This window comes from Methanosarcina sp. DH1 (genome assembly GCF_020804205.1).
Classification (GTDB): Archaea; Halobacteriota; Methanosarcinia; order Methanosarcinales; family Methanosarcinaceae; genus Methanosarcina; species Methanosarcina vacuolata.
The window spans coordinates 183,609-208,907 of record NZ_WJBJ01000019.1 but is presented as its reverse complement, the minus strand read 5'-3'; the positions used below and the strand labels follow the sequence as shown (position 1 = coordinate 208,907).

The following is a 25,299-nucleotide window of genomic DNA, read 5'->3' as shown; positions in this document are numbered from 1 at the left end:
ATTCTGTATAGGTAAAAATTCGATACAGGTGAGAATTCTATACAGGTGAGAATTCTGTATAGGTAAAAATTCGATACAGGTGAGAATTCTATACAGATGAGAATTCTATACAGGAAGAATTCTATACAGGAAGAATTTTATACAGGTAAAAATTCGATACCGGGAAGAGTTAAGACGCAGGAATTTATCCTTTTCCGAACTCCGATTTTTGGTGAGCCTTCTAATACAAAGCTACCTTTTGTTTAAATGAGAATAACTTCCTGCCTTTTAAATGAGGAATAAGGTTTTTCTGTAGTGTATCTGTAATAGGTTAAAGTCTATAAGTATGAAGTTGCTTTAATACAAACTCATTATATATTTCGTTATGTTGGTAAGTTATTTATGCTGCAAAAGCAACATCGAGTTGCAAATTATTCGCACACGATTTATGGATGTTTCATTATTTCAAATCAGCCCCTTATAATTTATACAAAAGTTAACAATGAATAAACTGAATTATTGTATAGAAATTCAAAATTCCATAGTAGCACTTAAAGTGCCTGGAAGTTTCTTAAAACGGTTGAGTTGGGGTATTTCCCCTTTTGTTTTCAGATAGACCAGGGCAGAGCAAAACCCAACCCTCCGGAGAGATTGTTATGCTTGAAGATGAATATCAACTTGAATTTTTCAAAAATAACGGGTTCGTCCGGAAGCAGTGCCAGTCATGTGGCAAATTCTTCTGGACACGTGACCCTGACCGAAAGACATGTGGAGATGCGCCCTGTGATCCTTATACCTTTATAGGAAACCCGGTTTTTTCCAGGGAATTTGATATCTCCCAGATGCGTGAGTATTACCTCTCATTCTTTGAGGAGAGAGGGCACACAAGGATCAACCGTTATCCTGTAGTTGCTCGCTGGAGAGATGACCTTTATCTTACCATCGCATCCATTGCAGATTTTCAGCCTTTCGTAACCTCGGGGCAGGTTCCCCCACCTGCAAATCCCCTCACGATTTCCCAGCCCTGCATTCGATTGAACGACCTGGATTCAGTGGGCAGAAGCGGACGCCATCTTACAACTTTTGAAATGATGGCACATCACGCCTTCAATAAAAGGGACAACGAAATTTACTGGAAGGAACATACTCTGGAGCTATGTGATGAACTCTTTAATTCACTTAAGTTAGATCCCTTTGCTGTAAGTTACAAGGAAGAACCATGGGCAGGCGGAGGAAATGCAGGGCCCTGTGTTGAGGTCCTTGTGAACGGGCTTGAGCTTGCTACCCTTGTTTTCATGGGTCTGAAAACCGACAAAAAGGGTGACATCCTCATCAAAGGTGAGACTTATTCGAAGATGGATAACTACATCGTGGATACAGGATACGGACTCGAACGTTTCGTCTGGGCTTCGAAGGGTTCCCCTACAATCTATGACGCACTCTTCCCTGGCATAGTAAACGAACTCATGGGGCTTGCAGGGCTTGAGCATGAACTGGACAATTCCGAATATGCAAATATCCTAGCCCAGAATGCTCGGCTTGCAGGGTTTATGGACGTAAGTGAACAGGCAAACCTTCTGGAACTCAGGAAAAAGGTTGCTTCAAGCATTGGAATGACCGTGGAAAAACTCTCGGATATCATGGAACCTGTAGAAAAGGTCTATGCAATTACTGACCATACACGCTGTCTAACTTTCATGCTTGGAGACGGGATTATTCCTTCGAATGTCAAGGCAGGATACCTTGCAAGGCTTGTCATCAGGCGGACTTTACGCATGATGGGTGACCTTGACATCCGGACCCCGCTTACTGAGATTATGGATATGCATATAAAGAATATGCCGGAGTATCCCGAGTTCAGAGAAAACTTCCCGGTCATACAGGACATCCTGGAATCCGAAGAAGAGAAGTTCCGTAATACAATGGAAAGAGGCCGCAGGATCATTCAGAAATCGGCATCTCATTTCAAGAAAACCGGGGAAAAGATTCCTTTATCTCAGTTAACTGAACTTTACGATTCTCACGGAATCCCACCCGAGATGGCAAAAGAAGTAGCATCCGAAATCGGAGTGGACGTAGAATTCCCTGACAACTTCTATTCCATTATTGGTGAACTGCATAACAAGGCTGAGGAAAAGGAAGAAGAAGTAGTTCCGTTTGCAGACCGGCTTAAACACCTCCCGAAGACAAAGCGCAGTTTCTATGACGAGCCCACTCGCCTTGAATTCGAGGCTGTTGTACTGGATATCTTTGACAATAACATAGTGCTGGATAACACCTTTTTCTACGCCGAAGGCGGTGGACAGCCTGCAGATATGGGAACAATCGCTACCGGATATGCGGTATACAAGGTTGTGGACGTCCAGGTCTACGACGGCGTAATAGTACATACAATAGAGAACCCTGAGGGGAATCTGGATATCCGTAAGGGTGACATTGTAAACGGCAAAGTGGATGAAAAGCGCAGGATGACCCTTGCCAGGCACCACACGGCAACCCATATCGTAAACGATGCAGCCAGGAAAGTACTTGGAAAACACATCTGGCAGGCCGGTGCCCAGAAATTTGTGGACCACTCCAGGCTTGACCTTTCACATTACAAGCATATCTCCCCTGATGAACTGAAGCAGATAGAGCTCCTGGCAAACCGCACGGTTATGGAAAACAAGCGTGTTGTTACGGAGTGGACACCAAGGACTGAAGCCGAGCAGGAATACGGCTTTGGACTCTATCAGGGTGGAGTGCCTCCAGGAGAAAAAATCAGAGTTGTAAAGGTCGGAGACGATGTTGAAGCCTGTGCAGGTACGCACTGCGTCAGTACGGGAGTTGTCGGCCCGATCAAAATCCTGAGGGCAGAAAGGATCCAGGATGGAGTTGAAAGAGTTGAGTTTGCAGCAGGAGTTGCAGCCGTACGTGCCATGCAAAAGATAGATTCTCTCCTGGCAGATTCCGCAAAGACCCTGAGTGTGCCTCCAGAACAGCTTCCGGCAAGTGTTGAGCGTTTCTTTGGGGAATGGAAAGACCTCAAGAAAGAAAACGAGAAACTCAAGGAAGAAATTGCCCGCGCCAGGGTTTACAGGCTGCTGGGAGGAGCTTCCGAGGTTGGAGGTCTCAAGGTTATTGCCGAATTTATTCCCGAAGCCGATTCCCTTGAACTCCAGAAGACAGCTACTGAACTTCTGAAACATGAAGATGTGGTAACTCTTCTTGCAAGTGATGCCGAAGGGGTTAAACTCGTGGCATCTGCCGGACAAAAAGCCGTAAGTTGTGGAATCAATGCCGGCAGCCTTGTCCGCGAGATGTCGAAGCTTGTAAGCGGAGGCGGAGGCGGAAAACCTGCTCTTGCTATGGGCGGTGGAACTGACCCTTCAAGAATTCAGGATGCGCTTGCCCGTGGGCTTGAACTCGTAAAAGAAGCCTGCAAATAAGTCTAAGTAAGCCTTCAAGAAGGAAGTATGTAAGTAAGTCTGAAAGAAGGAAGTATGTAACAAAAGTCTAAAGGTGTCGGGTTTTAAATTCCCGGCAATTTCTTCTTTTATCTGTTTTACTTCTTCTTTCAATTATTTTTCAATTAATCGTTAAAGATAACTTCACAAAGGACCGCAGTCCCGTCTTTTACAAAGAGGTGCACGGTTTTATTTCCTTCAAGGCTTTTTTCAACCTCGTTTCGCACTTCCCAGTAATCTTCCGGCTTTACGCCTGCTCTGAGCACAACACTCCCAATATTCTGGCCTTTCAGGAATTTATTGATCTCTTTTGGTTCAAAAGGGCAGACTTTCAGTACGAGGTAATGATTTTTGATCATGGACTGTTTTATCAGGGCATCCGAGGTCAATAAAAGCCTTTTTTTGTCAACTCTGAAAAGCTCGAAACCCCCCATAAAAGGCCCTGCCACCTGCATCATTGATTCCACAAGCTCAGGCAGCAGTCCGGCTGCAACTACTGACGGTTCAGGCTCGTAGGCGTTAAGTTTCATTTTGTCAGTTTCCCTTACCTGCGGGAGACCATATTTTGGGACCAGCCCTTCGCCTGCAGGCAGAGATACAGCCATTCTGTCATACTGCTTCAGCCCGCCGAAGTAAAGGGTTAGGCGGTTGAGCTGCCCGTCAAGCGAGATGTATTCTTTTTCGCAGTCAAAAGGAATCCTTTCAGGCGGCATCTGGGGCGGAGCTTCAAAAGCAAAATTTCGGGTTTTTTCACCGTAAGCAGCCAGCACATTCGGAATTCCCGGCTCAAGGCTTGAGACATGCCTTTCGCTTTCTTCGGCTGGGCGGAAGGGATCAGAAAATATTACATTAACAGCCGGGATCTGCTCTATGACTTTCGGGTCAAGGGCGTCCCCGCAAATGAATTTCACGTTGTCAAGACCGTACATTGCGCAGTTCTGTTTTGCATACTCGATTTTTTGGGGGTCGATTTCTACTGCATATACGAACTCGCACTGCTGGGCAAAAAAGACGGTTTGACCTCCAATCCCGCAGCTAATGTCAGCCAGAACCTTTGATCTTAAACGCTGCGCCCTGTAGCGGGCAATTGGCTCAGGGGTTGCAAAGCGCAGGCTTTCCTTATCCCCATACAGGGGCTTCTCAAATTGTTTTCTCCGTGCCACGTCGATCAGGAGTAGTAGATAGTTTATGAGATTTAAAGGCAACTGAAATAGAGAGGTTTGTAAAATCCTTAGTTTAAGTCCCTGGCCAGCATTTACGGTCAAACAGCTTTTTAAACGGGTTGCTTTTTTGAAATGAGTCGAATTCAATATTTTTAGTTTTTTAACTGAAGTTGCTCCCGAATCTCATTCTATCAGGACTTACGCGGTTGAAATGAGAAATCAATAGCATTAAACCTTCAACTGTCTAAAACATTAAACCAGTCACAAAGCCCAATGTGCTTGATTTTGTACCTCAAGTGCGTGAGTCCGATCTATAATCTGGTATTCCCAGGTAATTTCCATTGTTTGTTTAAACATCGCCGCAATAGGACAGGTATGCATCGTATCCTGAATCACCTCAGCGACTGTGTGATCATCCATGTCTCCGGAAAGAGTGAATACAAGATGGAGCTTTTCAAAGAAGCAATCGCAGAGTTTGCTCCTGGTACCATCGATCTTCATTGTAAAAGAGTCCAGTTTAAAGCCTTTCCTGGAAAAATCCATGATCATAATAATACCTACACAACTACCAAGAGCCGTAACCAGATACTCTACCGGATTTGGGGTTTTACCGCTTCCACCCATAGAAACAGCCGGTTCTACGGGAATTTTGCATCCAGTTCCATTCTCTGCAACAAACTGCATTCCACCTTCATATAATATAGTTATAGGAGGATTGTTCTCGGGCATGCAAACACCTCATTCTATTCCTAAATTCCAATACTTGCTGAGATTATCTTTGCTTTATCGTTTCAAGCGGGAGATTTCGCTATGTAAATGACCGTCTTTGTAATACGTTATATCATCTCAAATCACTGAGAAGCAAATCACCGGTATTATTACTTTGTTTTTATTCAACTTCAGAAATGATCACGACGTAGTTTTCCCCGTATTTTTCGGCACAGGCGGGACAGGTGGTATACCACATATACCATTTCTTGATTTCCAGACCCTGGCTTTTTGCGTAGGCTTCAAAGTCCTGGCACCATTCTCCTGTTTTTTCAAAGTTTCCCTCATAGACTTTGCTCAAAAATTTCCCGCTCAGTGTTACGTTTTCGGCGCCGTCTACTTCTTTATCAACAGCCAGGTAAAGGTCCATGTTGCTTTCTGAGGTGTGGTCTGACAAACAGAGTTGGTCCGGCATTTCTGCTCCTGCCCTGGCAACTTTCTCGATCATCCGCACTATTACCTCTCCAAAATTAAGAGGCATGTAAAACTGCGTGGTAACCGAGTCCTTGATGAAACTTTTATTGTTCCATTCAAACAATTTTCCGTCCCAGGGGGCTGGGTCAAAACGAGGACAACATTCAGGAGTTTCGAGGTTGGTGGTCATAATTTTTCACCCTGTTAAGTAATGACTTTGGGGGTTATTTTAGGTTTTGGTTTTTATGTTGGTCTTTTTGATAGAAGTTGTTTCTCGATAAAAATGAGATTATTAGATGGCGCGAATATACATTATTTTTAGCAGTATTTCGTGCCATAGCAACTTTGATTGATCCAAGGACTATAGCTTTCAAAAAGGCTCAGAAACTGTTTTTTCCTCCCATAATAACTGGATAATTATTCCTATAAAGAATGCAAACATTGCATAGAATATTAACCGGCATATGTAGCTTACATCGAAGACATGAGACAAAAATGTTTCATGAACAGTCTCAAGAGTACAAAGCATTTGGAGAAAATAAATTAGTCTAAATATAATTAAAGCGGCTAGTGAATAAATAATGCCACTTTCTAGAACAGAAAAGGCTCTTTTACATGCTATCCGGGAATTTATAGTTCCTTGGGTTATTTTTAGGCATTCAAAAAGTAAGTAAATATAAGATAAAATAAGAAAACCGAAGGAATATAATAAAAGAAAAAGTGGTTGGTTAGGTTGGTTAATGTTTGCAAAATCCCAAATTTCACTTGATGTTGCAATTACTATGTATCCAACAAGGATTGAAGCGACTAAACGTAGTAAAAATAGTTGTAAACGAACTACGAAAGTTTTTTTTGGTGACCTCTTCCATATCTCTCGCGAGTCGGATATGTTGTATCTTTTGAGTAAATAACTAATACATAAATCAATATAAGGCTGCTTTGTCTCGTCATCTAATTTGTGAAATAAATCACTTTCAAGACTACATATTTTCTTAAGGTCATCTTCTCTATCTACACCTTTAGATTTTAATAATTTAAAGACAAAGTCACATTTGTCACTAGTACAACAACTAAACCAGTAATGTTGCCAAGAATCTTTTATAGGAACCAAATTTTCGCGATTGTCTCTTATGTCTTCAAATGCAAGTTTTCTCGCAACATAGGCACTTTCAGGATTTGGAGGCGCACTATTTGGGATTTCATGTAAATTCTTTTGATTAGGCCATACATCTTTTAAAATGTCCAGTATCTGTATAACGTACTTTGCTTCATCTATCCGATTATATATATCTATCATTCAATCACATTCATAAGATAGGTGAACCAAAACTAGGCTTGAATTTGGGAGTTTTTATATCATGCGTACAAGCATTCAACCATTCGCTGGGGTCTCCGGTAGAGTTAAACCAAATTTCGGAGATTTCATTATAATTCGTGTTTTCATGTAGATAGAATACCCTCACTTTTGAAAAGTGATACGCTGCAGCCCCAAACAATATTGAAAGAGCTTTGTAACCTCCAGTAGGATTGAAAATATATTCATTACTACCATCAAATTTTGAAACTAAGTCTTTCCATATATTCTTTAGAGCTTTTTCAAACTGATATAAGTCATTCGGATCAAGTCCTCTCACTTCCCAGGGATCACAAATTTGTACCCTTGGAAGTAAATCATAATCTTCCAAAATTTTTGATATTGTCATTGCACAGTATCTACCTTCTTCATTATCCGAGTGCAGTAAAATAATTCTGTCATTTTCTCCAAGAGGTAGTTCATTTTCTGGCTTCCGCCGCCTAGTGTGTAGACTAGAGATAGAACCCTTGTCATCCACTCTGAGATGTGGTTTACTTTCTATGTCTTCTAAACAAAGTTGTATAGCCCTTAGTGATGCAAGTTCAGCAGGCAAATCTTTTAAATATAATTCATCCCAAGCAAAACGCTCAAAATCTTTATGAAGCTCCTTTTTGTCTACAAAAGCCTGTTTCAGTTTACTGTTGCACACTAATTCATATTCCATCCTTTCTTGTTCATCTTTCATCTCTGTGAGAGAATCGTTGCAAAGTTCTCCATGGCTCCAGCAACATGATTTGAAAAGACTAGTGCCACAGGTTGTAATTATTGTTCTTGGCATCCAACACACCTTTTTTTATTTAAAGTAACCATAACTTGAACCCGTTTTTGCACCGATTCCAAATGTTTTCAGTGCATTTGTAATGAGTCCTTTTACGAGCTTAAGATCTTCTTGTAAATTTTCTTTGCTACATCCTAAAGAAGGAGCGATTGCAAACTCAAATTCAACTCCTTTTTTCACTGCAAGGAAGTAAACAGGGACTGGGTTTTGATCATCGCGTGGCAATTTCTTTATTTGGTAATATTCCTGATAATGTGGAGTGAAAACATCCAGTTCAAAAAAGTTTTTTTGATCTATATTTTTAGGCCATGCATCTAAAAAGAATATACTTCCCTGTTGAGAGTTTTTCTCCGTGGGCGAATTTCCAAAAATCTTATTTTCCAAATCTTTATCGAGAGTCTCAAACTCTTCACTGTAGTGCCTAGTAACACCCTTAATTGCAGACCCTGGGATTGTAGGGAATCCATAATAAGGATGAATAGAAATTGAATTTTCAAGAATTGATTCTCCCCCATGATTGACTATAACTCTGGTATTGGTATACAAGGAAAATGAAGTTGTTCTTGGGAGGGAATTCTTTCTATTTTTAAGAAGGTTGTACTGAGCAGTACCTAGAGGAATTTTATACTTTGTTATTTTTTCAAGATGAGTCATTTTGTAGTTTTTCCTGTTTGGAGTGGAAGTTGGAAAACCATCTCCTGTAACTCCCCATAGAAAATACTTGTCAAAAATCAGAGATGGATTTACTTTTTCTGAAGTTGAGATTTCTCCCACATAATTTACATCTTTTATCCATTGAGAATTCTCAAGCAACATTATTATCCCCACTTATCAACATTGCATCTGCGAATCTTTTGAGCCAGAGTATAAGAGCCTTTGACTCCTGAGTTTTTTGTATAATCTCTTCATCCGTATAATCCAGAAGAGATCGATAAAGTTTTAATGGTTCTTCGTTTCCATTATTGTCCAAAATCCACGTCAAGATATGTTTTGCAAGAAGTTCATAGTGAGTATAGCCTTTATTTTCGCATCCATCCTCTTCATCTTTCGTCTTGCTAATATAAAACGACAGAGTTTGCATCAGTCCTGATTTTTGGATTAAAGCACCGGAAGATCTAACTGCGCTATGATACCTTTTTTCAATTTCAACTCCTTTGTCTTTAATTCCTTTAATTTCTTTAATATGTTCGATTTCTTCTATACATGCATATGCATACTCTGCTCGTCCATGATCCAGATTTTTATCAACTATCATTTCATTTTCCCCTTAGCTTTATTTGTCAGCAAGGTTATTTGCTTGAAGGCTTGGCAATGAAAGCTTGACGATTCCCTTTCCTATGGTCGCATCTCCCCCAATTTGAATTGTTAAAGGCGGGTTTTTCGTAAAATTACGTTTAACATCTGTTGCTTTCAAAGGCTGGTCTTCTTTTCTGGATTTTTCGAAAATCAAGGTACTGTACATAATGGTTTCCGATGGAAGGTACTCTGTGTAACGAAGTGAACCATCTTTAGTAGTTCCACTGTCCCCTATTCTAATATTAGGAACTATCTCTGTGGCGTTGGTAATAAAATATCTGAATGTATCATCATCCAATAAAACAAGTTTCTTCTCAAATTCACTTTTCAAGAAACTATCTTCAACATTTCCATATACTTTTTCTCCAATAACCTTTGCAATATTTTCTATTTCCACCGATTCCACAAAAGTTACAGGAAATTCCTCTAGGAAAATTTCAGTTTCTTTTTGCATGCATAGCTCATTTTTTCCAGAAGGACAGATCATAGCCTTTTTCAGACCGGAATGAATTTGCTTCATTGAGTCATTGATTTTTGGAAACTGAGTTTCTAGCCTCATCAAACAAAGTTTCTCATAAAACCTCCAAAGTACATGTGGGCTGGTTATCCACACAAAGCATCCCCTAACAGATCTTACGGGAAATGCAAGAATCTGTCCATCGCCAAAAGAAATTGCGCCGGAATGTTTTTCTCCTTTTCCAGGCGGAGGGCCGAAAAATAACTCAACATATGGAGAACCTCTTTCGTCATATGAATCTCTAAGTACCCCTTTTATCGAGGATGCCTGGATGATAGGGAATTGTGTCGTTCTTTCACGTAAAATCGGGTTATCTACAAATCCTAGTCCTTCTCCAGAACCATTATGAAGAGGTGTAACCACGTTTACAAACATTATTTCATATTCAGGAAGTTCATTATCTTGTGTCATTTTACCAACACCCTATTAATCCTATACCGAAACCAGCACTGGAATATTCGTCAGATAAACTAGCTCGGAAATGATATTTATCAACAAAATCTTTGAATTTTTCTTTGCTCCAAAATTCTGCCTCAAAGAAATAAACACTACCAGCACGAACTGCTTTCCTGATGGGCCTTGGTTTCCCTCCCGAAATATCTTTGTTGTTTTTACATCCACTTTTCCAACCACTTATGTAGAGTGGTTTGTTAACTGCCGCTCCGACTAGGGCAGCATCACTAAATTCAGAAGGCAGTTCTAAACGCCATCCGTTTTTGAAAATTGCTGGAGTTGCAAAATATACGAAAAACCTTTTTTTGCGTTGAATTTCATCTAAAATCTTCGGTTGCTCGCGTTGAATTTCGTATAAAATCTCCGACTGTTCATGAACTATCATATTATTTCCATATTTAATTGAAACTCTTTTTCTTTCCCCTCCAAGTGATATTGTTTTATTGGGTAGATCTGATTCTTTTATACCATCCACAAACACCGTAAAACCAGATTGTATATAGTTTCGCTTCCTTAGCTGATCTTTGAAACGCAGGTGGACGGCAGTATAAAGAAAATGTTCCTCAGGGGTTTTCGAGCACTTTGAAATCGCATGACCATACTTGATTTCTTTTTCAAAAAACGAATCTTCTGCTTTGGATTTAAGAATTGAAAGAGAATTAAGTTTTCCAGAAAGGTATTTGGTCAATTCCTTGAGAGGAATATATTCATCTAATCGTTTAAGATCTAATGTTTTATCATCTGACTTTTTTGGTAGTTTTAGTGGTTTTAATATTTCATCATTGATGTCCCACACCAATTCCTCTTTTTCATAAGGCAATAGTACATGAGGCACATAAGGACGTTTTGTTGATTCAATCCATAGATTTTCAGGAGATGGGAAATATATCTTGCCACCTTCTTGCAGGAACGGACCTTTGATTTTCATAGGTGTATCTACAAGCTTTTCATCATATTTCCCAAGCTTAGGATGTTCATATGCTCCATGAATAAATTTTCTTCTATTGTTTTCGGGAGTATTTTCAAGTACAGCGTTTCCGATTGCCCCATAAAACGTTAGAGGGGAAGGAAAATTAAAATCTGCCGTTGTTTCTTCTCCAGCATCAAAAGAGTTGGAATCCCTGAAAAAAAGTGTATCAAGGGGATTGAGATCGATCTGGATCACTTAAAGTCACCTCCTATCTGTTCTCTTACCAGGAACAGAGCTATTTGGAGAAAGTTTTCAAAATTTTCTTTTGTATGCTTAACTTGTTTGTTCTTTTCAGGGTCTGCCATGTAAACAAATGATTCCGCAATTAAGTCCAGAGTAAGAATTCCATCTCTAAATTCTTCTTTCCATAACTTTGATTCTGAAGGCATATGGCGCTTTAGCAATCTCCAAAACTCTGATTTAAACATCTTCTCATTCAAGCTCCACGTGGACTTGTTTTCGTTATATTTGTAAAAAGAGGTAAGTTCTTCCATGAAGTCACGAACAAAACTTGGACTCAATTTATTTTCCGAATCTTCAAGCATAAATGAAACAAAATATCTCAAGACATCCAGAACTTTGATAGAGTCTAATTCTTGAAGGTTTGGGACATTGATTTCCCACTTATAAATCCATGCAACAACAGACCCTGAGAATAGTCTTAATGTAATGCAGAAAGCATCCTTGTCTTTGAAAACTCCTTTTGCCTTTTCAACACTTTGCCTAGCGTCTTCTAAACCCCTACGGAGAGGATCCTTATGATGAAGAAGAACAATTCCGGCACTGAAAGTTTGTTTTATGTTTGACTTCCTGAATTCATCGATAAAACAGGATCTGGATTTATTAGTTGTCGAAAGAGAAGTTTCTAGAGGAAGAAAAGCAAGGAGATCATCTCCTCCAGAATATACGCAAAGACCATTACCCTCATCCTGATTCTTTATCAATTCTGATGTATTTGATCCGGTATATGATAGAATTTCACTAAGTTTTTTCTGAAAATCCAGGGTAAAATTAGTATCTTTAAGAACTTCTCCTGATGTAAGTTTTACATCTCCTGACATGAGTTTCCCCATGTTATCGCCATCCATCATCAAAATGGAATAATATTTTGATGGCTCTTTTATCCCAAGAGATTCATAAGCAGCACGTAATTTATACTTGGTATCGTCACAGAGTTCTCTGAATTCTGGATCATCGGCAATCCCATATTCTTTTTTGAAAAAATCATAATTTAAATAATCTTCATAATAGTACTCCCCATTTTTTTGTGTGTTCCCAATCATTTTTCCAATTCGATCGACGTTATCTGTAAATTCTTTGATCTCATGCTTTTCTTTTTTGCCCTTTTCCATTAATTTTTTTGCAATTGCTGCTGAAACGTCCATTACTGAGTCAAACTTTTGGTCGGGCACGTCTATATCTTTTGGATTAAGGAGCCTTTTCAATAAACAGACTGAACATAGTATTTCATTTTCTCTTATTCTATTTTTGAATTTTTTTTGGATACTTAAATAAATTTCTGGTGAATATTCTCTGTGCCCACATTGGTTACATTTTTGAACATAACTTCCTTCCCATGAATCAAAAGTTCTTGTTACTTTTCTCTCATTAAAAAAATGGATAATTTCTTTTACTTTTGGTTTGTATGTATTGTTTAGTTCCTCAATTGTTACAGGAACTGCCACCCAGTTCATATAAAATGGAGATCTAATTTTCTGGCCGTAATATCCCTTGCAATCAAGAGGTAAATTCTCGTTGACTTTTTGTTGCACCTCGTCCCAAAAATTATTTAATCCATTTTTCATCCGAGAAAGCATTTCATCTAGTTTTGACTTTGGGATAACAGCCATATAAATATTTGGAAGAGAAGACAAACGTTCTTTTGAAGATTTTATATGTGGATAAATTATAGCTTCTAAACCATATGCATCGAATATTGGCCTCATGGTTTTGAATGTAGCTAAAGAAAGTAAACGACTTCCGATGTAGAGATCCCTTGTTTTCCTAGATTCACTGATGAATTCTTGAACAGGTCCAATAGAAACTCTAAGAAGGTAAAATTCATTTCCATAGTTTTTCATTTGTTCGATTAGTTCATTCATAGGGTGCCTCCATTCAGATTATTGACAAAAATGTTCTTCCCATCTATCTTCATTTTTTTGAGATACACTAATGCGCAATTATCTGGGTCTCGCATCTCGACATTTTTTTGCTGGCACCAACTAATCAAAGGAAAAAGTTTCTCGGTGTTTCCCTCATGTACTTTATGAAACCTAATAAACAATGGGGATGCCATACGTTTTTTATTTTCTGCCCATCCTAAACCATCACAATTTGACTTTCCATGAAATTTGGTAATTGCATCATTTACTGTACTGAAACCTGCATTCCCAACAAATATTTGCTCACAACTTCGCAAAAGGAAGAACGGGGAACTTTTCGGGGAACTTGTTCCGGAAACATCTAAAAATAATTTTCTATTCGTAAAACCATTTTCTTTAATCCATTGATTGTAAACACTCCAAACTAAGCTCAAACCCTCTTGGAGGTGTTCCTCAATCTCCTCAGGATAGTCAAAGGTATTTTTTATAGGGAGTTTAATTTCTTTTTCTTTTAGGTACAAAGAAAACGGATTATTTTTATTTTCGAGATTATCTTCATTTTTAAGACCAATTATTGGAGAGCCAAATCCTCTTCTTTCCCTTTTTCCTACTGCACCCAGATTGCCCCATACCCATATGGTAGAAAATAGAATATTTAACTCATTTTCAGACATCGTATTGCGTGGAATAATCTGTATTTTGTATGAAGAATTTTCAAGAAGACCTTGGCTTGTGGCCACCTTTTTTGTCTTTCCTTTATGGTTGCACTTATCACACCCATGACCTTTACATTTTTTGCAAATTAAATTGAAGCCAAGTATTATTTCTTTATCTGGGAGTTCATTTTCTACTTCGATAATCATTCTAAACTTCGCACCAATTTTCTTCCCATGTGGGTCTTTAGCATCAGGGCTTCCAAATATTTTGCTTTCTAAAAATAATAATTCCTCTTTTTTTATGTCTCCGAAAATGCCCCCCATTATTGCTCTGAACCAGAAGCGCCAGCAGCCTCTTAGAGCTTTTCCTGTTAATCCAGAAGGATCTGCCTCTCGAGGATTTGCTCCACCTATTAACAATGGCGTGATAAACTTAACTTTAAATTCTATTTTCCTCATTTCTTTCCCCTTGTTTTCACATGTTAACATTACCTAAGCAATTCACATCCTTATTTTCCTCACAGTCCCAAACCCCTTAGCAACCCCCTTCCCCACTCCCATAAAATCCGGAATCAAAAAATTAGCTATAAAACCACCTGTAAAAGAAGTAAAATCCATTTGTTTGTACTTTGAATGTCTGATTTCTACATCAACATCGCATTTTATGGTATCGGGAACCGCATATCCAAAAGCTTTTGACATGGAGAGCAAATTTCCTACAAGCGTCTTCCTGAGGATTTCCTTTTTTTCTTCAGGGTTTCTGGTCTCAAAGAACTTTTCTTCATTTTCTTTATTAAGGGCAAGCCAGGGAGTGAGAAATTCGTAAAAGTAGAGGTTTTTTGTAAGGCCAAAATCCTGTTTTTTAAGCCTCAGAGACCTTTCAGTGATTTCAAAATCCTCATGAGGAAGAGTAACCGTATCAAATTTATCAAATAAACCTTTTAGAATTTCTGCTCCCTCATTTATACCAACCACTAGCGGTATTCTATCAAGAACTTTGTACTGCACCAGAGGGTAACGATAATAAAATCTGTCAGTATTATGGTTGTGAAGATGATCGTATTCATTAAATTTTGACGCAAAGAAACCACGTATCTGATTTGCGTCCCCTCTGAACTCTTCTGAGCCTTCAAAGGTCATTTCAAGAGTTTTGAGCTTAATATTTTCTGGAGTCATGGTAAATACAACGAATTTTTTAAAAAGCATCATTTTAATTTTATTTGTATTTATTTTAACATAAATTACTTTTAACATAAATAAATTTTGATAATTTATGGATAAGCCTTATTACAAAAATAAATACTTTGTTTATATTTAAGTAAACTCTTTTATCCATTTGTTAACGCTTTGCTTAATTCTTTCAAGCCCAGCCGCGTAATCCGTATGTTTGTAATAGCTCACCCACGGGTCAACAACATTATATATATTTTTAACAAAAGTTTCTGGAGCCCCGTTTTCATTTTTATGATCAAATATTGCTTTTTCCACACATTTCATACTTTCAATGCTCTTAATTACCTTCTCAATAGACCCCTCAGTAGGTATGATTTTTATACTCCTTTCCAACCCCTTCTCATCAACAATCTCTTGAAAATAGAAGCCTACGAACTCAAACCCATTAGCTGCAGTCCCAACATAGGTCTTTTCTTTGTTAAATTCAAGGCCCAGTACATCCAGAACAGCCTCAACTCTGTCAGGATTGATCCACTCCTTTGAAAGGATCACAAAATCATCTGCAAAACGCACAAGATGCTCAACTGAGTCCCCTTCAATGTTCTTCAGCCCGATTTCAGCCCACTGGTTATCAAACTGGTCAAGATAAAAGTTTAAAAGAAGAGGCGAAATTATTCCACCCTGAAGCAGCCCTTTTCCTGAATATTTTCCGGAACTGCTTTCAACTGAACCTTTTTTAAGCCAGTCCTCAATCAGAGAAAGTATTAACTCATCTTCTATTCTTGTTTTAAGGACTTTCATGAGCTTATCATGCGGGATGCTGTCAAAACAGTCCTCAATATCTCCCTTCAGGTAATGGACGTTACCGGTTTCAAGCCATTTGTAAACTTCAAGGCTGGCGAGTTTTGCAGACCTGTAAGCACGGTAGCCATAGGAGCAGTTTTCAAAATCAGCTTCAAAAATAGGCTCAAGAATGAGTTTTACAGCTCCCTGGACAAGCCGGTCTTTTAAAGTAAGAATTCCAAGTTGTCTCGTTTCCCCGTTCTTTTTTGGAATTTCGACTCTTTTCACTTCGCCAGCAGCGTATTTTTCACTTTTAAGCTCTTTCTTTACTGAACGGATGAAGTTTTCGACCCCTGAAGCCTCTACCTGCCGGATAGTAAGAGAATCAAAACCAGTGCCTTTTGTATTCCGGTTTAAATTTCCCCAGGCGGTGTACAGGATCTCGTCTTTCAAAATCAGTTTTTTAAGCTTTTTAAACCGCTTTTCAGGTTTTCTTTTCGCTTTATTATACAGTTTCAGTTGAATTTCGGCCAGTTTTTGCTTCTGGATTAAGATACCTCCGTAAATGATTCTTAATTTTCAATCATCTACGGAACTTGATATATTTAGCTGCGAAGAATTCGGCTTTTTTCCGAAGTAAAGGACTCGATACTTTTTCGTGAACTACTTCTCGATAGAAATAGACTTTTGATATATATAAAAACCAAAAATATAAAAACGAGCGAGGAATTCAATCCATTTTTCAGTGGCGGTTGTTGTTTTATTACTTTACCCAGACACCGACTACGGAGAGCAAGGAACTGGTTCAATCCTTGTTTTAGTGGAAGCTACTTTTCGACAAATTATACGGAGGAATAAAATGAGTTTTAATTATGTCTCAATCCTTGTTTTAGTGGAAGCTACTTTTCGACCGTCATGTGGAAGTGTCAGTGTTGATATTTCTTCTAGTCTCAATCCTTGTTTTAGTGGAAGCTACTTTTCGACTGGAAAAAAAATAACAAAACTAATCGTCAATGCAGTCTCAATCCTTGTTTTAGTGGAAGCTACTTTTCGACACGGGGAGATGAGCATTGTGGCAATGCTTGGGAGTCTCAATCCTTGTTTTAGTGGAAGCTACTTTTCGACAGCCGTAGCAAGTTTTTTTATATACGTTCTTAAAGGTCTCAATCCTTGTTTTAGTGGAAGCTACTTTTCGACTTGCGAATAGCTTGTTGAAGGAAATGGGGCTTCTAAAGTCTCAATCCTTGTTTTAGTGGAAGCTACTTTTCGACTTCAGAAGCACTAGGGGTTGAAATTATGAATATGTCAGGTCTCAATCCTTGTTTTAGTGGAAGCTACTTTTCGACAAAACAAAAATTTTCTCTAAAGGCAACAGTTTTATGTTTCAATCCTTGTTTTCGTGGAAGCTACTTTTCGACTTGTAGGGATATCTGCAGGATGTGCAACACTCCAAAGTTTCAATCCTTGTTTTCGTGGAAGCTACTTTTCGACACTTAAGGAGCTTAATGCCTTACTTAAAAATACTTGGTTTCAATCCTTGTTTTCGTGGAAGCTACTTTTCGACTAAATAAAAAGGTGATACGATGAAAGTTATAAAGTAGTTTCAATCCTTGTTTTCGTGGAAGCTACTTTTCGACTTCAGTCTTGCCGGTGATGTCGACACCTGTCTGTTGTTTCAATCCTTGTTTTCGTGGAAGCTACTTTTCGACTATAATGTTAGCCGAGTTATTGAGAGATTTTGATGTTTCAATCCTTGTTTTCGTGGAAGCTACTTTTCGACTGTATAGGAAAACAAGAAGACCGATAGTAATATTGGTTTCAATCCTTGTTTTCGTGGAAGCTACTTTTCGACGTAACAAAAACAATAAACGGACTTAAAACAAAAGATGTTTCAATCCTTGTTTTCGTGGAAGCTACTTCTCGACTATTTTTGCATGGATTTACTTAAGATTAAAATACGGTTTCAATCCTTGTTTTCGTGGAAGCTACTTCTCGACAAAAGAGGTGATCATAATAAGATATTTCTTTCTATTAGTTTCAATCCTTGTTTTCGTGGAAGCTACTTCTCGACAAGTAGACGAGACACAGGCAGCAAGAGCAGTTGCCGTTTCAATCCTTGTTTTCGTGGAAGCTACTTCTCGACTAGAAAAGGTGATGAAGTGAATAAAAATATAACAGTTTCAATCCTTGTTTTCGTGGAAGCTACTTTTCGACTTCTATAGTTGTTGTGAAAAGCAAGGAATATATGAAGTTTCAATCCTTGTTTTCGTGGAAGCTACTTTTCGACCTAAAGAATGTAATTGTTATCCAAATTATATTTTTGTTTCAATCCTTGTTTTCGTGGAAGCTACTTCTCGACATCACCACACTGCTTGTTGACAACGAGTAGGAAACCATAAGTTTCAATCCTTGTTTTCGTGGAAGCTACTTCTCGACTCTTTGCCGGAGGTTCTATTCTTATACCGATTCCTGGGTTTCAATCCTTGTTTTCGTGGAAGCTACTTCTCGACTTAAACTTCACAGATCGGGAATATCTGGGTTCATGCGTTTCAATCCTTGTTTTCGTGGAAGCTACTTTTCGACCATCAGAGGCAGCAATCCCTGCGGCTAAGGAATCTTTGTTTCAATCCTTGTTTTCGTGGAAGCTACTTTTCGACACATCCAGGAGAGCAAAGAAAAATAATGTTAGGAGGTTTCAATCCTTGTTTTCGTGGAAGCTACTTTTCGACGGTAACATTTTGTAAGTTATTGTTTGAGCTTTTTGTTTCAATCCTTGTTTTCGTGGAAGCTACTTTTCGACCGGAAGTGGCGCCGCAACTTGTTAGAACTGAGGAGTTTCAATCCTTGTTTTCGTGGAAGCTACTTTTCGACTGGATGGGGAAAAATGAAGTAAATGAACACAAGTAATTGTTTCAATCCTTGTTTTCGTGGAAGCTACTTTTCGACATCGTCATGGATTGATAGTGAACTTGGATTAAAAATAGTTTCAATCCTTGTTTTCGTGGAAGCTACTTTTCGACAGGAGATGATATAATGAAGTTAATAATAAAATTCAGTTTCAATCCTTGTTTTCGTGGAAGCTACTTTTCGACAAATAAGGCTTTAGATAGGAAGGCTTCAGGCCGTAGTTTCAATCCTTGTTTTCGTGGAAGCTACTTTTCGACATAAATAGGCGAACAACTTAAGGTAAGCATCGAAGATCTTACTCTTGTTTCAATCCTTGTTTTCGTGGAAGCTACTTTTCGACAAAAAAAAAGAAGACTAAAAAAAGATAAAATATTTTGGTTTCAATCCTTGTTTTCGTGGAAGCTACTTTTCGACTTCTGCGCCAAGGGTCATGATGCTGATGGTTCCTCTGTTTCAATCCTTGTTTTCGTGGAAGCTACTTTTCGACTAAAAGGTACTGTGGTGGTATGAATATTACCAACAAGTTTCAATCCTTGTTTTCGTGGAAGCTACTTTTCGACACTTCATAATATTAATGAACCAAAAATGGAAGTTAGTTTCAATCCTTGTTTTCGTGGAAGCTACTTTTCGACCGCAGTAATGGAATTTTTTGGTTATTTCGCAAAAAGTTTCAATCCTTGTTTTCGTGGAAGCTACTTTTCGACTGCATGTCTGCCAATGCCAGGAAGTGTGAAGAAGCGTTTCAATCCTTGTTTTCGTGGAAGCTACTTTTCGACTGAAGACGTTTTCAAAATGAAAAAGATCACACTTTGTTTCAATCCTTGTTTTCGTGGAAGCTACTTTTCGACAAGCTATCTATGACGCCGCTAAGAACGTTTATTGGTTTCAATCCTTGTTTTCGTGGAAGCTACTTCTCGACTAATATCTACTGCCATTATCGAGAGTAAGGAAATGTTTCAATCCTTGTTTTCGTGGAAGCTACTTCTCGACTAAGAGGCAAAAAGTTCTAAGCTATAAAACACCTAGTTTCAATCCTTGTTTTCGTGGAAGCTACTTCTCGACTGCTTACTGACAATGAGCAGGAACTATAATATTTTTGGGTTTCAATCCTTGTTTTCGTGGAAGCTACTTCTCGACAAAAGGAGGTTAATTTTTGCAGAGCGTATTGATAGTTTCAATCCTTGTTTTCGTGGAAGCTACTTCTCGACAAAAAGAGGCTAAGACATTTACCTCCAATCCTAAGTTTCAATCCTTGTTTTCGTGGAAGCTACTTCTCGACTGCAAAGAGCGTTAGTATGGGAAGAAATCAAATAAAAAGGTTTCAATCCTTGTTTTCGTGGAAGCTACTTCTCGACAGGGCACGGAGAATGGTATGTAGATAAATCAAAGAGTTTCAATCCTTGTTTTCGTGGAAGCTACTTCTCGACTACGAAGCGCGGATAGGATCTCGGCCGGAAGGGAGAGTTTCAATCCTTGTTTTCGTGGAAGCTACTTCTCGACGGTGCAGCTGCACTTAAGAAACCGGGTGAAGTCAGATGGGGTTTCAATCCTTGTTTTCGTGGAAGCTACTTCTCGACCTATTCGGAAATACTAAAAGAACTGTGTATTCCTGGTTTCAATCCTTGTTTTCGTGGAAGCTACTTCTCGACGTCAGACAGCGATTGGGTAACACTCGAAATCCTCAATAGTTTCAATCCTTGTTTTCGTGGAAGCTACTTCTCGACAATAGAAATTATTAGCCTAAAATGGCTCAAAAACAAAGTTTCAATCCTTGTTTTCGTGGAAGCTACTTCTCGACTCGTTGCGACAATAAAAGTCTAATCGCTCCGATATTAAGTTTCAATCCTTGTTTTCGTGGAAGCTACTTCTCGACCAAAAAGATACTAGGGAGGAGATAAAATACCCCCAAATAAGTTTCAATCCTTGTTTTCGTGGAAGCTACTTCTCGACTTATACCTAGAGGTGGTAACAATGGATGCAAAACTTGGTTTCAATCCTTGTTTTCGTGGAAGCTACTTTTCGACGATATACACGAACACAAAGAAAGCAATTCTTTTGTTTCAATCCTTGTTTTCGTGGAAGCTACTTCTCGACTCCGATTAGTATCGAACTTCCTTAGTTTATTTCCTAGTTTCAATCCTTGTTTTCGTGGAAGCTACTTCTCGACAAGATTATAGTCTAAATAATCATCGCATAATACCAAAGTTTCAATCCTTGTTTTCGTGGAAGCTACTTCTCGACATCATCATCGGGCAAGCGCCCACTTCTGGCTCTCAGTTTCAATCCTTGTTTTCGTGGAAGCTACTTCTCGACCTTGTCCGGATCGATAAAGAAGAGCGGGTATCGGAGTTTCAATCCTTGTTTTCGTGGAAGCTACTTCTCGACCTTTGGTTACCGCTGTCAATCTGCTTTATCGGAAAGAGTTTCAATCCTTGTTTTCGTGGAAGCTACTTTTCGACCGCTTACAGATTGCGAGGACGGGTTTGATAATCCCTGTTTCAATCCTTGTTTTCGTGGAAGCTACTTTTCGACAGAATGCTTCTTTACACGTTGCCAGAAAGAGCAGAATGTTTCAATCCTTGTTTTCGTGGAAGCTACTTTTCGACAACAACAGTTGAAAAGCAAAGGACATAAATACACGTTTCAATCCTTGTTTTCGTGGAAGCTACTTTTCGACAGTGGAATACGATGTAGGATCCCGGCTTGTCAAAAAAGTTTCAATCCTTGTTTTCGTGGAAGCTACTTTTCGACAGGAAGGAGCAACAAACAACATAATTGAAGATATCGGTTTCAATCCTTGTTTTCGTGGAAGCTACTTCTCGACAGATGTTCAGCAACAATAGTAATCCTTATATTTTAAAACAGTTTCAATCCTTGTTTTCGTGGAAGCTACTTTTCGACGTTGCAGTATTCGCATACTATACCTACAATAGTAAAACTGTTTCAATCCTTGTTTTCGTGGAAGCTACTTTTTGACTCACAAAAACACAAGCAGAGATACTCAGAAATTCAGTTTCAATCCTTGTTTTCGTGGAAGCTACTTTTCGACTGCTGAAAGATATTTTGCCAATGAGGCAACTATGAAGTTTCAATCCTTGTTTTCGTGGAAGCTACTTTTCGACAAGTGTAAATCTAAGAGTGCTAGGGGCACTTATAGTAAGTTTCAATCCTTGTTTTCGTGGAAGCTACTTTTCGACACATAAATCTAATATCGGGGGAAAATAATAAATATATTCTTCGGATCGAAAAAAAGTTTCAATCCTTGTTTTCGTGGAAGCTACTTTTCGACGGCTCTGCCGTCAATGATAATACGGAGATATTTATGTTTCAATCCTTGTTTTCGTGGAAGCTACTTTTCGACGAGGCGTTGACGACAGTACCGAGCATAGCAAGCATAGTTTCAATCCTTGTTTTCGTGGAAGCTACTTTTCGACCGTAGATACAAATCACAGATCTCTTTAATCCTCGTCAGTTTCAATCCTTGTTTTCGTGGAAGCTACTTTTCGACCATAAACATATTGGATATTATATTTTTTATAAGTTTCAATCCTTGTTTTCGTGGAAGCTACTTTTCGACGCCACACGCACACTGTTACCGCCTATGAAAACCTGTTTCAATCCTTGTTTTCGTGGAAGCTACTTTTCGACAGGGTCGTTTTCCCTGATTTTTAACAAATTCTCAGGAAATTTTGAACCTATAAACAAACATCAAGAAACTTCTTTTTTGCTTGAACTGTATAAAATTTGAAATTTACTTGTTTTTGTTTTGGTCAACTAAATCTGTCCGTCGACAAATAGCTAAAGGGTATATAAGGACAGATACCATTTAAACTTTTGCATTTTCACTTACAGCATAGCGAAATTATTATTTTGATAATGTACATATGTGTACACTTTTTAAAAATGGTTTACAAAGTATGATATGAGAGATACATTATAACATTTAGTGAAATGACCACAGTTTCACGCAATTGTGAATTTCAGATATTTGGTCAAAAGAAAAAAGGCACTTTTCTTTTAAAATATTTCAAAACCGTTCTTTAAAATGTTACTTATTGATATTGATTTTTTGAAAAATAAAAGGTCAAATTGAGAAAAAGCGTGATTCTTCAGGAAAACGGGTAACAAACTTCTAGAATTCGGATTTTGTCCGAACTCTTCGCGAAATACTATTTGTAGATCCATAGGCTTAAAAGAATATGGAAGTTACTCAAATACACAGGAGGTAATTCAAGATTCGGTTAATTGTTGATGAATACGGAACTTATATTCATAAGAAGAGCAACCGGTTTATTTTCGTTGATAAGACCGAAAAGCTGCTCAAAAAAGGATTTTCGGCAGATAAAGTCTCACAAATCCTTATTTATAAAGGGGCTGCAGTTACTGCTGATGCGATAGAGCTTGCAGTTAAGAAAGGGATAGACATCGTTTACCTGGACAGGATAGGGAGACCTTTTGCAAGGACTTATTCCTGTGAACAGGAAAATTCTGCAACCGTACAGCGCTATCAAGCAAGGGCTTATGATAACGGAAAAGGGATTTTTCTAATTAGTTCCATGATCGGGGCTAAAATCAGGAATCAGGGTTACCTGTTGAAAAATCTGGCAAAAAAGAGGAATAATGAGCGCTTGATAGGACAGGCAGAACGGATCATGTCCCTATCCGAAAAAGTAAAAGAAAGAACTGAAGAATGGGGATATATCGAAGAAGCAAGGGAAAGCCTGTTCGGGATTGAAGGAGAAGCTTCAAGGATTTATTTTCAGGCTCTATCAAACATCCTTCCTGGAACCGTATACTCAGGAACACGCACAAAACAGCCTCCTGGAGACCTTTTCAATGCAATGCTCAGTTACGGGTACGGAATCCTCTATACAGAAGTGGAAAAAGCCTGCATTCTGACAGGTCTTAATCCTTACATGGGCTTCATGCATACCGATCTTCCTGGAAAGCCCTCGATGGTTCTTGATTTAATTGAAGAATTCCGGCAGCCGGTTGTGGATCGGGCCGTACTCAACCTTGTCACAAAAAAAAGTGTCACAGAAAAAGACCTGAAGCCGGTTGAAGGCGGTTTTTATTTAAACCAGCCTGGAAAAAGAAAAACCCTGGAAGCAGTTTCCGAAAGACTGGCAAAGGTCATAAACTACCAGGACCACAGACATTCTTTTTCCAGCCTTATTCTCCAGCAGGCAAGAGGTGTTGCTAAATTTCTGACCGGAGAGAGAAGTATCTATTCTCCTTTCGTGTACTGGAGGTAACATGTTTTTGTGGCTTGTCTACGATATAACCAGCAACACTCTTCGGAATCGAATCTCGGAAAAATGTCTGGACCTCGGGCTATACAGATTTCAAAAAAGCGTATTTTTCGGAGAGCTTGACCAGGAAAATATGAATCTGCTAGCCGAAAAAATAGAACAGGTGCTGGACCACGAAGAAAAGACTGACGAAGATTCTGTACTGATTTCACCGGTTTGCACGGCCTGTCTCGAAAAAAGGCTTGTAATCGGGAAGAACTTCAACATTGACACCTATGCAGAAAAAGAGTGCTTATTTATTGCTGAATGACCTGGAACTTACAAAGGAAAGAGGAAAAGCAAGGGAAAAGAAAACGGAAACAGGAAGGAAAAGCAAGCCGCAAAAAAGAAGGTAACAGAAGCGAAAAATCATAAAAAAGGCAACAGAAGCGAGAAATGAAAAAGAAGGTAACCGGAGCGAGATAATGGCAATAATGATAGCGACCCTTGGAGGATCAGGAGACATTATAAAACTTGGAGTCCGGCTGATGGAAAATGTAGATAAAGTCCTGCTTGTCGCCGGAAAGCCCTTAAATGAAATTTATCCGGAATCCGAGATTAAAGCGGGTACTGAAATTGTAAATCCCCCTGAAAAAGCTTTAGAACTGGAAAAGCTCCTTGAAAGCTTCGGTATTGGTGTTGAAACCTGCAAAGTTAATCCTTTTGATTTCAAAGAATGTCTCATAACGATAATTGAATTGATTTATGCCCAGCCAGACGGTATTGAAGTCATTTTAAACGTTACAGGCGGCACAAAAATCCTCTCCCTTGCTGCAATGAGTGCTGCAGGCATGTGCCGCTGCAGAGCTTTTGTAATTCAGGAAAAAGGAAACGGGAGCATCAAACTTGAGCTTCCTATGCCTGACTCTGGCTATTTCGAAAAAATCAGAAAGCAGGAAAAGAAAGTCCTCTCTTACCTGATGCAGGAAGAAAAGAAACTGAAAAAGCCCATCGAACAATGCGACGATGAAAAATTGAAGCCCTTCATAAGCAAAAACATAGCAAATCATCTTGGAGTAACCCCTCAGACCACTACCCCAATTCTCAAATCCCTGGAAACATCCGGCCTTCTTTCAAGCAGGAAAGGTGCAATAAAACGAGGAGAGCCCGCCGGTGGAAAGTCTGCAGTAAAAATCTGGCGGCTTACTGATGAAGGAAAAATCTATGCTGCCTATTTCAGCAAGGAAAAGTTTTGCACAATCTAAAAATTCTCTCCAAAAACTTCAAATTCATTGTATTGTATAGCATA

General features: G+C 38.9%; 17 protein-coding genes and 1 CRISPR repeat array. Of the genes, 4 read left to right on the top strand and 13 right to left on the bottom strand.

The window, feature by feature from the left end; translation table 11 throughout:
• Positions 1-635 precede the first annotated feature (635 nt).
• Entirely contained in the window at positions 636-3,407 is a 2,772-nt protein-coding gene (gene alaS, locus FXW07_RS09800) for an alanine--tRNA ligase (RefSeq protein WP_048117127.1), read from the top strand.
• Between the two features lie 143 nt (positions 3,408-3,550).
• Here the strand turns inward: alaS and FXW07_RS09795 are convergent, their stop codons facing one another.
• The 13 genes from FXW07_RS09795 to FXW07_RS09735 all read right to left on the bottom strand — a co-directional run bounded on the left by FXW07_RS09795 (position 3,551) and on the right by FXW07_RS09735 (position 16,305).
• Positions 3,551-4,690: a methyltransferase domain-containing protein gene (locus FXW07_RS09795; protein ID WP_229395271.1), complete on the bottom strand. Its 1,140-nt coding sequence runs from the start codon at positions 4,688-4,690 to the stop codon at positions 3,551-3,553.
• A gap of 159 nt (positions 4,691-4,849) precedes the next feature.
• Positions 4,850-5,317: an OsmC family protein gene (locus FXW07_RS09790; protein WP_229395270.1), complete on the bottom strand. Its 468-nt coding sequence runs from the start codon at positions 5,315-5,317 to the stop codon at positions 4,850-4,852.
• A gap of 160 nt (positions 5,318-5,477) precedes the next feature.
• On the bottom strand, positions 5,478-5,960 hold the full coding sequence (locus FXW07_RS09785; protein WP_229395269.1) for a hydrolase: 483 nt from the start codon (positions 5,958-5,960) through the stop codon (positions 5,478-5,480).
• Positions 5,961-6,140: 180 nt separating this feature from the next.
• Positions 6,141-7,067 carry a hypothetical protein gene (locus FXW07_RS09780; RefSeq protein ID WP_229395268.1) on the bottom strand — a complete coding sequence of 309 codons (927 nt, stop codon included), beginning with the start codon at positions 7,065-7,067 and terminating at the stop codon, positions 6,141-6,143.
• Positions 7,068-7,077: 10 nt separating this feature from the next.
• Complete coding sequence (locus tag FXW07_RS09775) at positions 7,078-7,809, bottom strand: putative CRISPR-associated protein (RefSeq protein ID WP_229395267.1); 732 nt, start codon at positions 7,807-7,809, stop codon at positions 7,078-7,080.
• A 108-nt stretch (positions 7,810-7,917) separates the two neighbouring features.
• Positions 7,918-8,718 carry a type III-B CRISPR module RAMP protein Cmr6 gene (cmr6, locus tag FXW07_RS09770; protein WP_229395266.1) on the bottom strand — a complete coding sequence of 267 codons (801 nt, stop codon included), beginning with the start codon at positions 8,716-8,718 and terminating at the stop codon, positions 7,918-7,920.
• Positions 8,708-9,157, bottom strand: coding sequence for a type III-B CRISPR module-associated protein Cmr5 (gene cmr5 / locus FXW07_RS09765; protein ID WP_229395265.1), 450 nt, complete (start codon positions 9,155-9,157; stop codon positions 8,708-8,710). The genes cmr6 and cmr5 overlap by 11 nt, the downstream gene beginning before the upstream one ends.
• Positions 9,158-9,175: 18 nt before the next feature.
• On the bottom strand, positions 9,176-10,126 hold the full coding sequence (gene cmr4, locus FXW07_RS09760; protein ID WP_229395264.1) for a type III-B CRISPR module RAMP protein Cmr4: 951 nt from the start codon (positions 10,124-10,126) through the stop codon (positions 9,176-9,178).
• 1 nt (position 10,127) lies between these two features.
• Positions 10,128-11,333: a type III-B CRISPR module-associated protein Cmr3 gene (gene cmr3, locus FXW07_RS09755; protein ID WP_229395263.1), complete on the bottom strand. Its 1,206-nt coding sequence runs from the start codon at positions 11,331-11,333 to the stop codon at positions 10,128-10,130.
• Positions 11,330-13,240, bottom strand: a complete 1,911-nt coding sequence (gene cas10 / locus FXW07_RS09750) for a type III-B CRISPR-associated protein Cas10/Cmr2 (protein WP_229395262.1) — start codon at positions 13,238-13,240, stop codon at positions 11,330-11,332. Before cas10 ends, cmr3 begins: the two co-directional genes overlap by 4 nt.
• Positions 13,237-14,355, bottom strand: coding sequence for a type III-B CRISPR module RAMP protein Cmr1 (cmr1, locus tag FXW07_RS09745; protein ID WP_229395261.1), 1,119 nt, complete (start codon positions 14,353-14,355; stop codon positions 13,237-13,239). The genes cas10 and cmr1 overlap by 4 nt, the downstream gene beginning before the upstream one ends.
• Before the next feature lie 42 nt (positions 14,356-14,397).
• Positions 14,398-15,150, bottom strand: a complete 753-nt coding sequence (locus FXW07_RS09740) for a CRISPR-associated endonuclease Cas6 (RefSeq protein WP_229395260.1) — start codon at positions 15,148-15,150, stop codon at positions 14,398-14,400.
• Between the two features lie 60 nt (positions 15,151-15,210).
• Positions 15,211-16,305, bottom strand: a complete 1,095-nt coding sequence (locus FXW07_RS09735; protein ID WP_229395259.1) for a reverse transcriptase domain-containing protein — start codon at positions 16,303-16,305, stop codon at positions 15,211-15,213.
• 349 nt (positions 16,306-16,654) lie between these two features.
• Positions 16,655-22,407: a CRISPR direct-repeat array (repeat unit 37 nt; unit sequence GTTTCAATCCTTGTTTTCGTGGAAGCTACTTTTCGAC).
• 587 nt (positions 22,408-22,994) lie between these two features.
• Between FXW07_RS09735 and cas1 the strand changes: the two genes are divergently transcribed.
• The 3 genes from cas1 to FXW07_RS09720 all read left to right on the top strand — a co-directional run bounded on the left by cas1 (position 22,995) and on the right by FXW07_RS09720 (position 25,255).
• Entirely contained in the window at positions 22,995-24,014 is a 1,020-nt protein-coding gene (cas1, locus tag FXW07_RS09730) for a CRISPR-associated endonuclease Cas1 (protein WP_346655645.1), read from the top strand.
• 1 nt (position 24,015) lies between these two features.
• On the top strand, positions 24,016-24,321 hold the full coding sequence (cas2, locus tag FXW07_RS09725; RefSeq protein ID WP_229395258.1) for a CRISPR-associated endonuclease Cas2: 306 nt from the start codon (positions 24,016-24,018) through the stop codon (positions 24,319-24,321).
• A gap of 154 nt (positions 24,322-24,475) precedes the next feature.
• Positions 24,476-25,255: a DUF6293 family protein gene (locus tag FXW07_RS09720; RefSeq protein WP_229395257.1), complete on the top strand. Its 780-nt coding sequence runs from the start codon at positions 24,476-24,478 to the stop codon at positions 25,253-25,255.
• Positions 25,256-25,299: the final 44 nt, after the last annotated feature.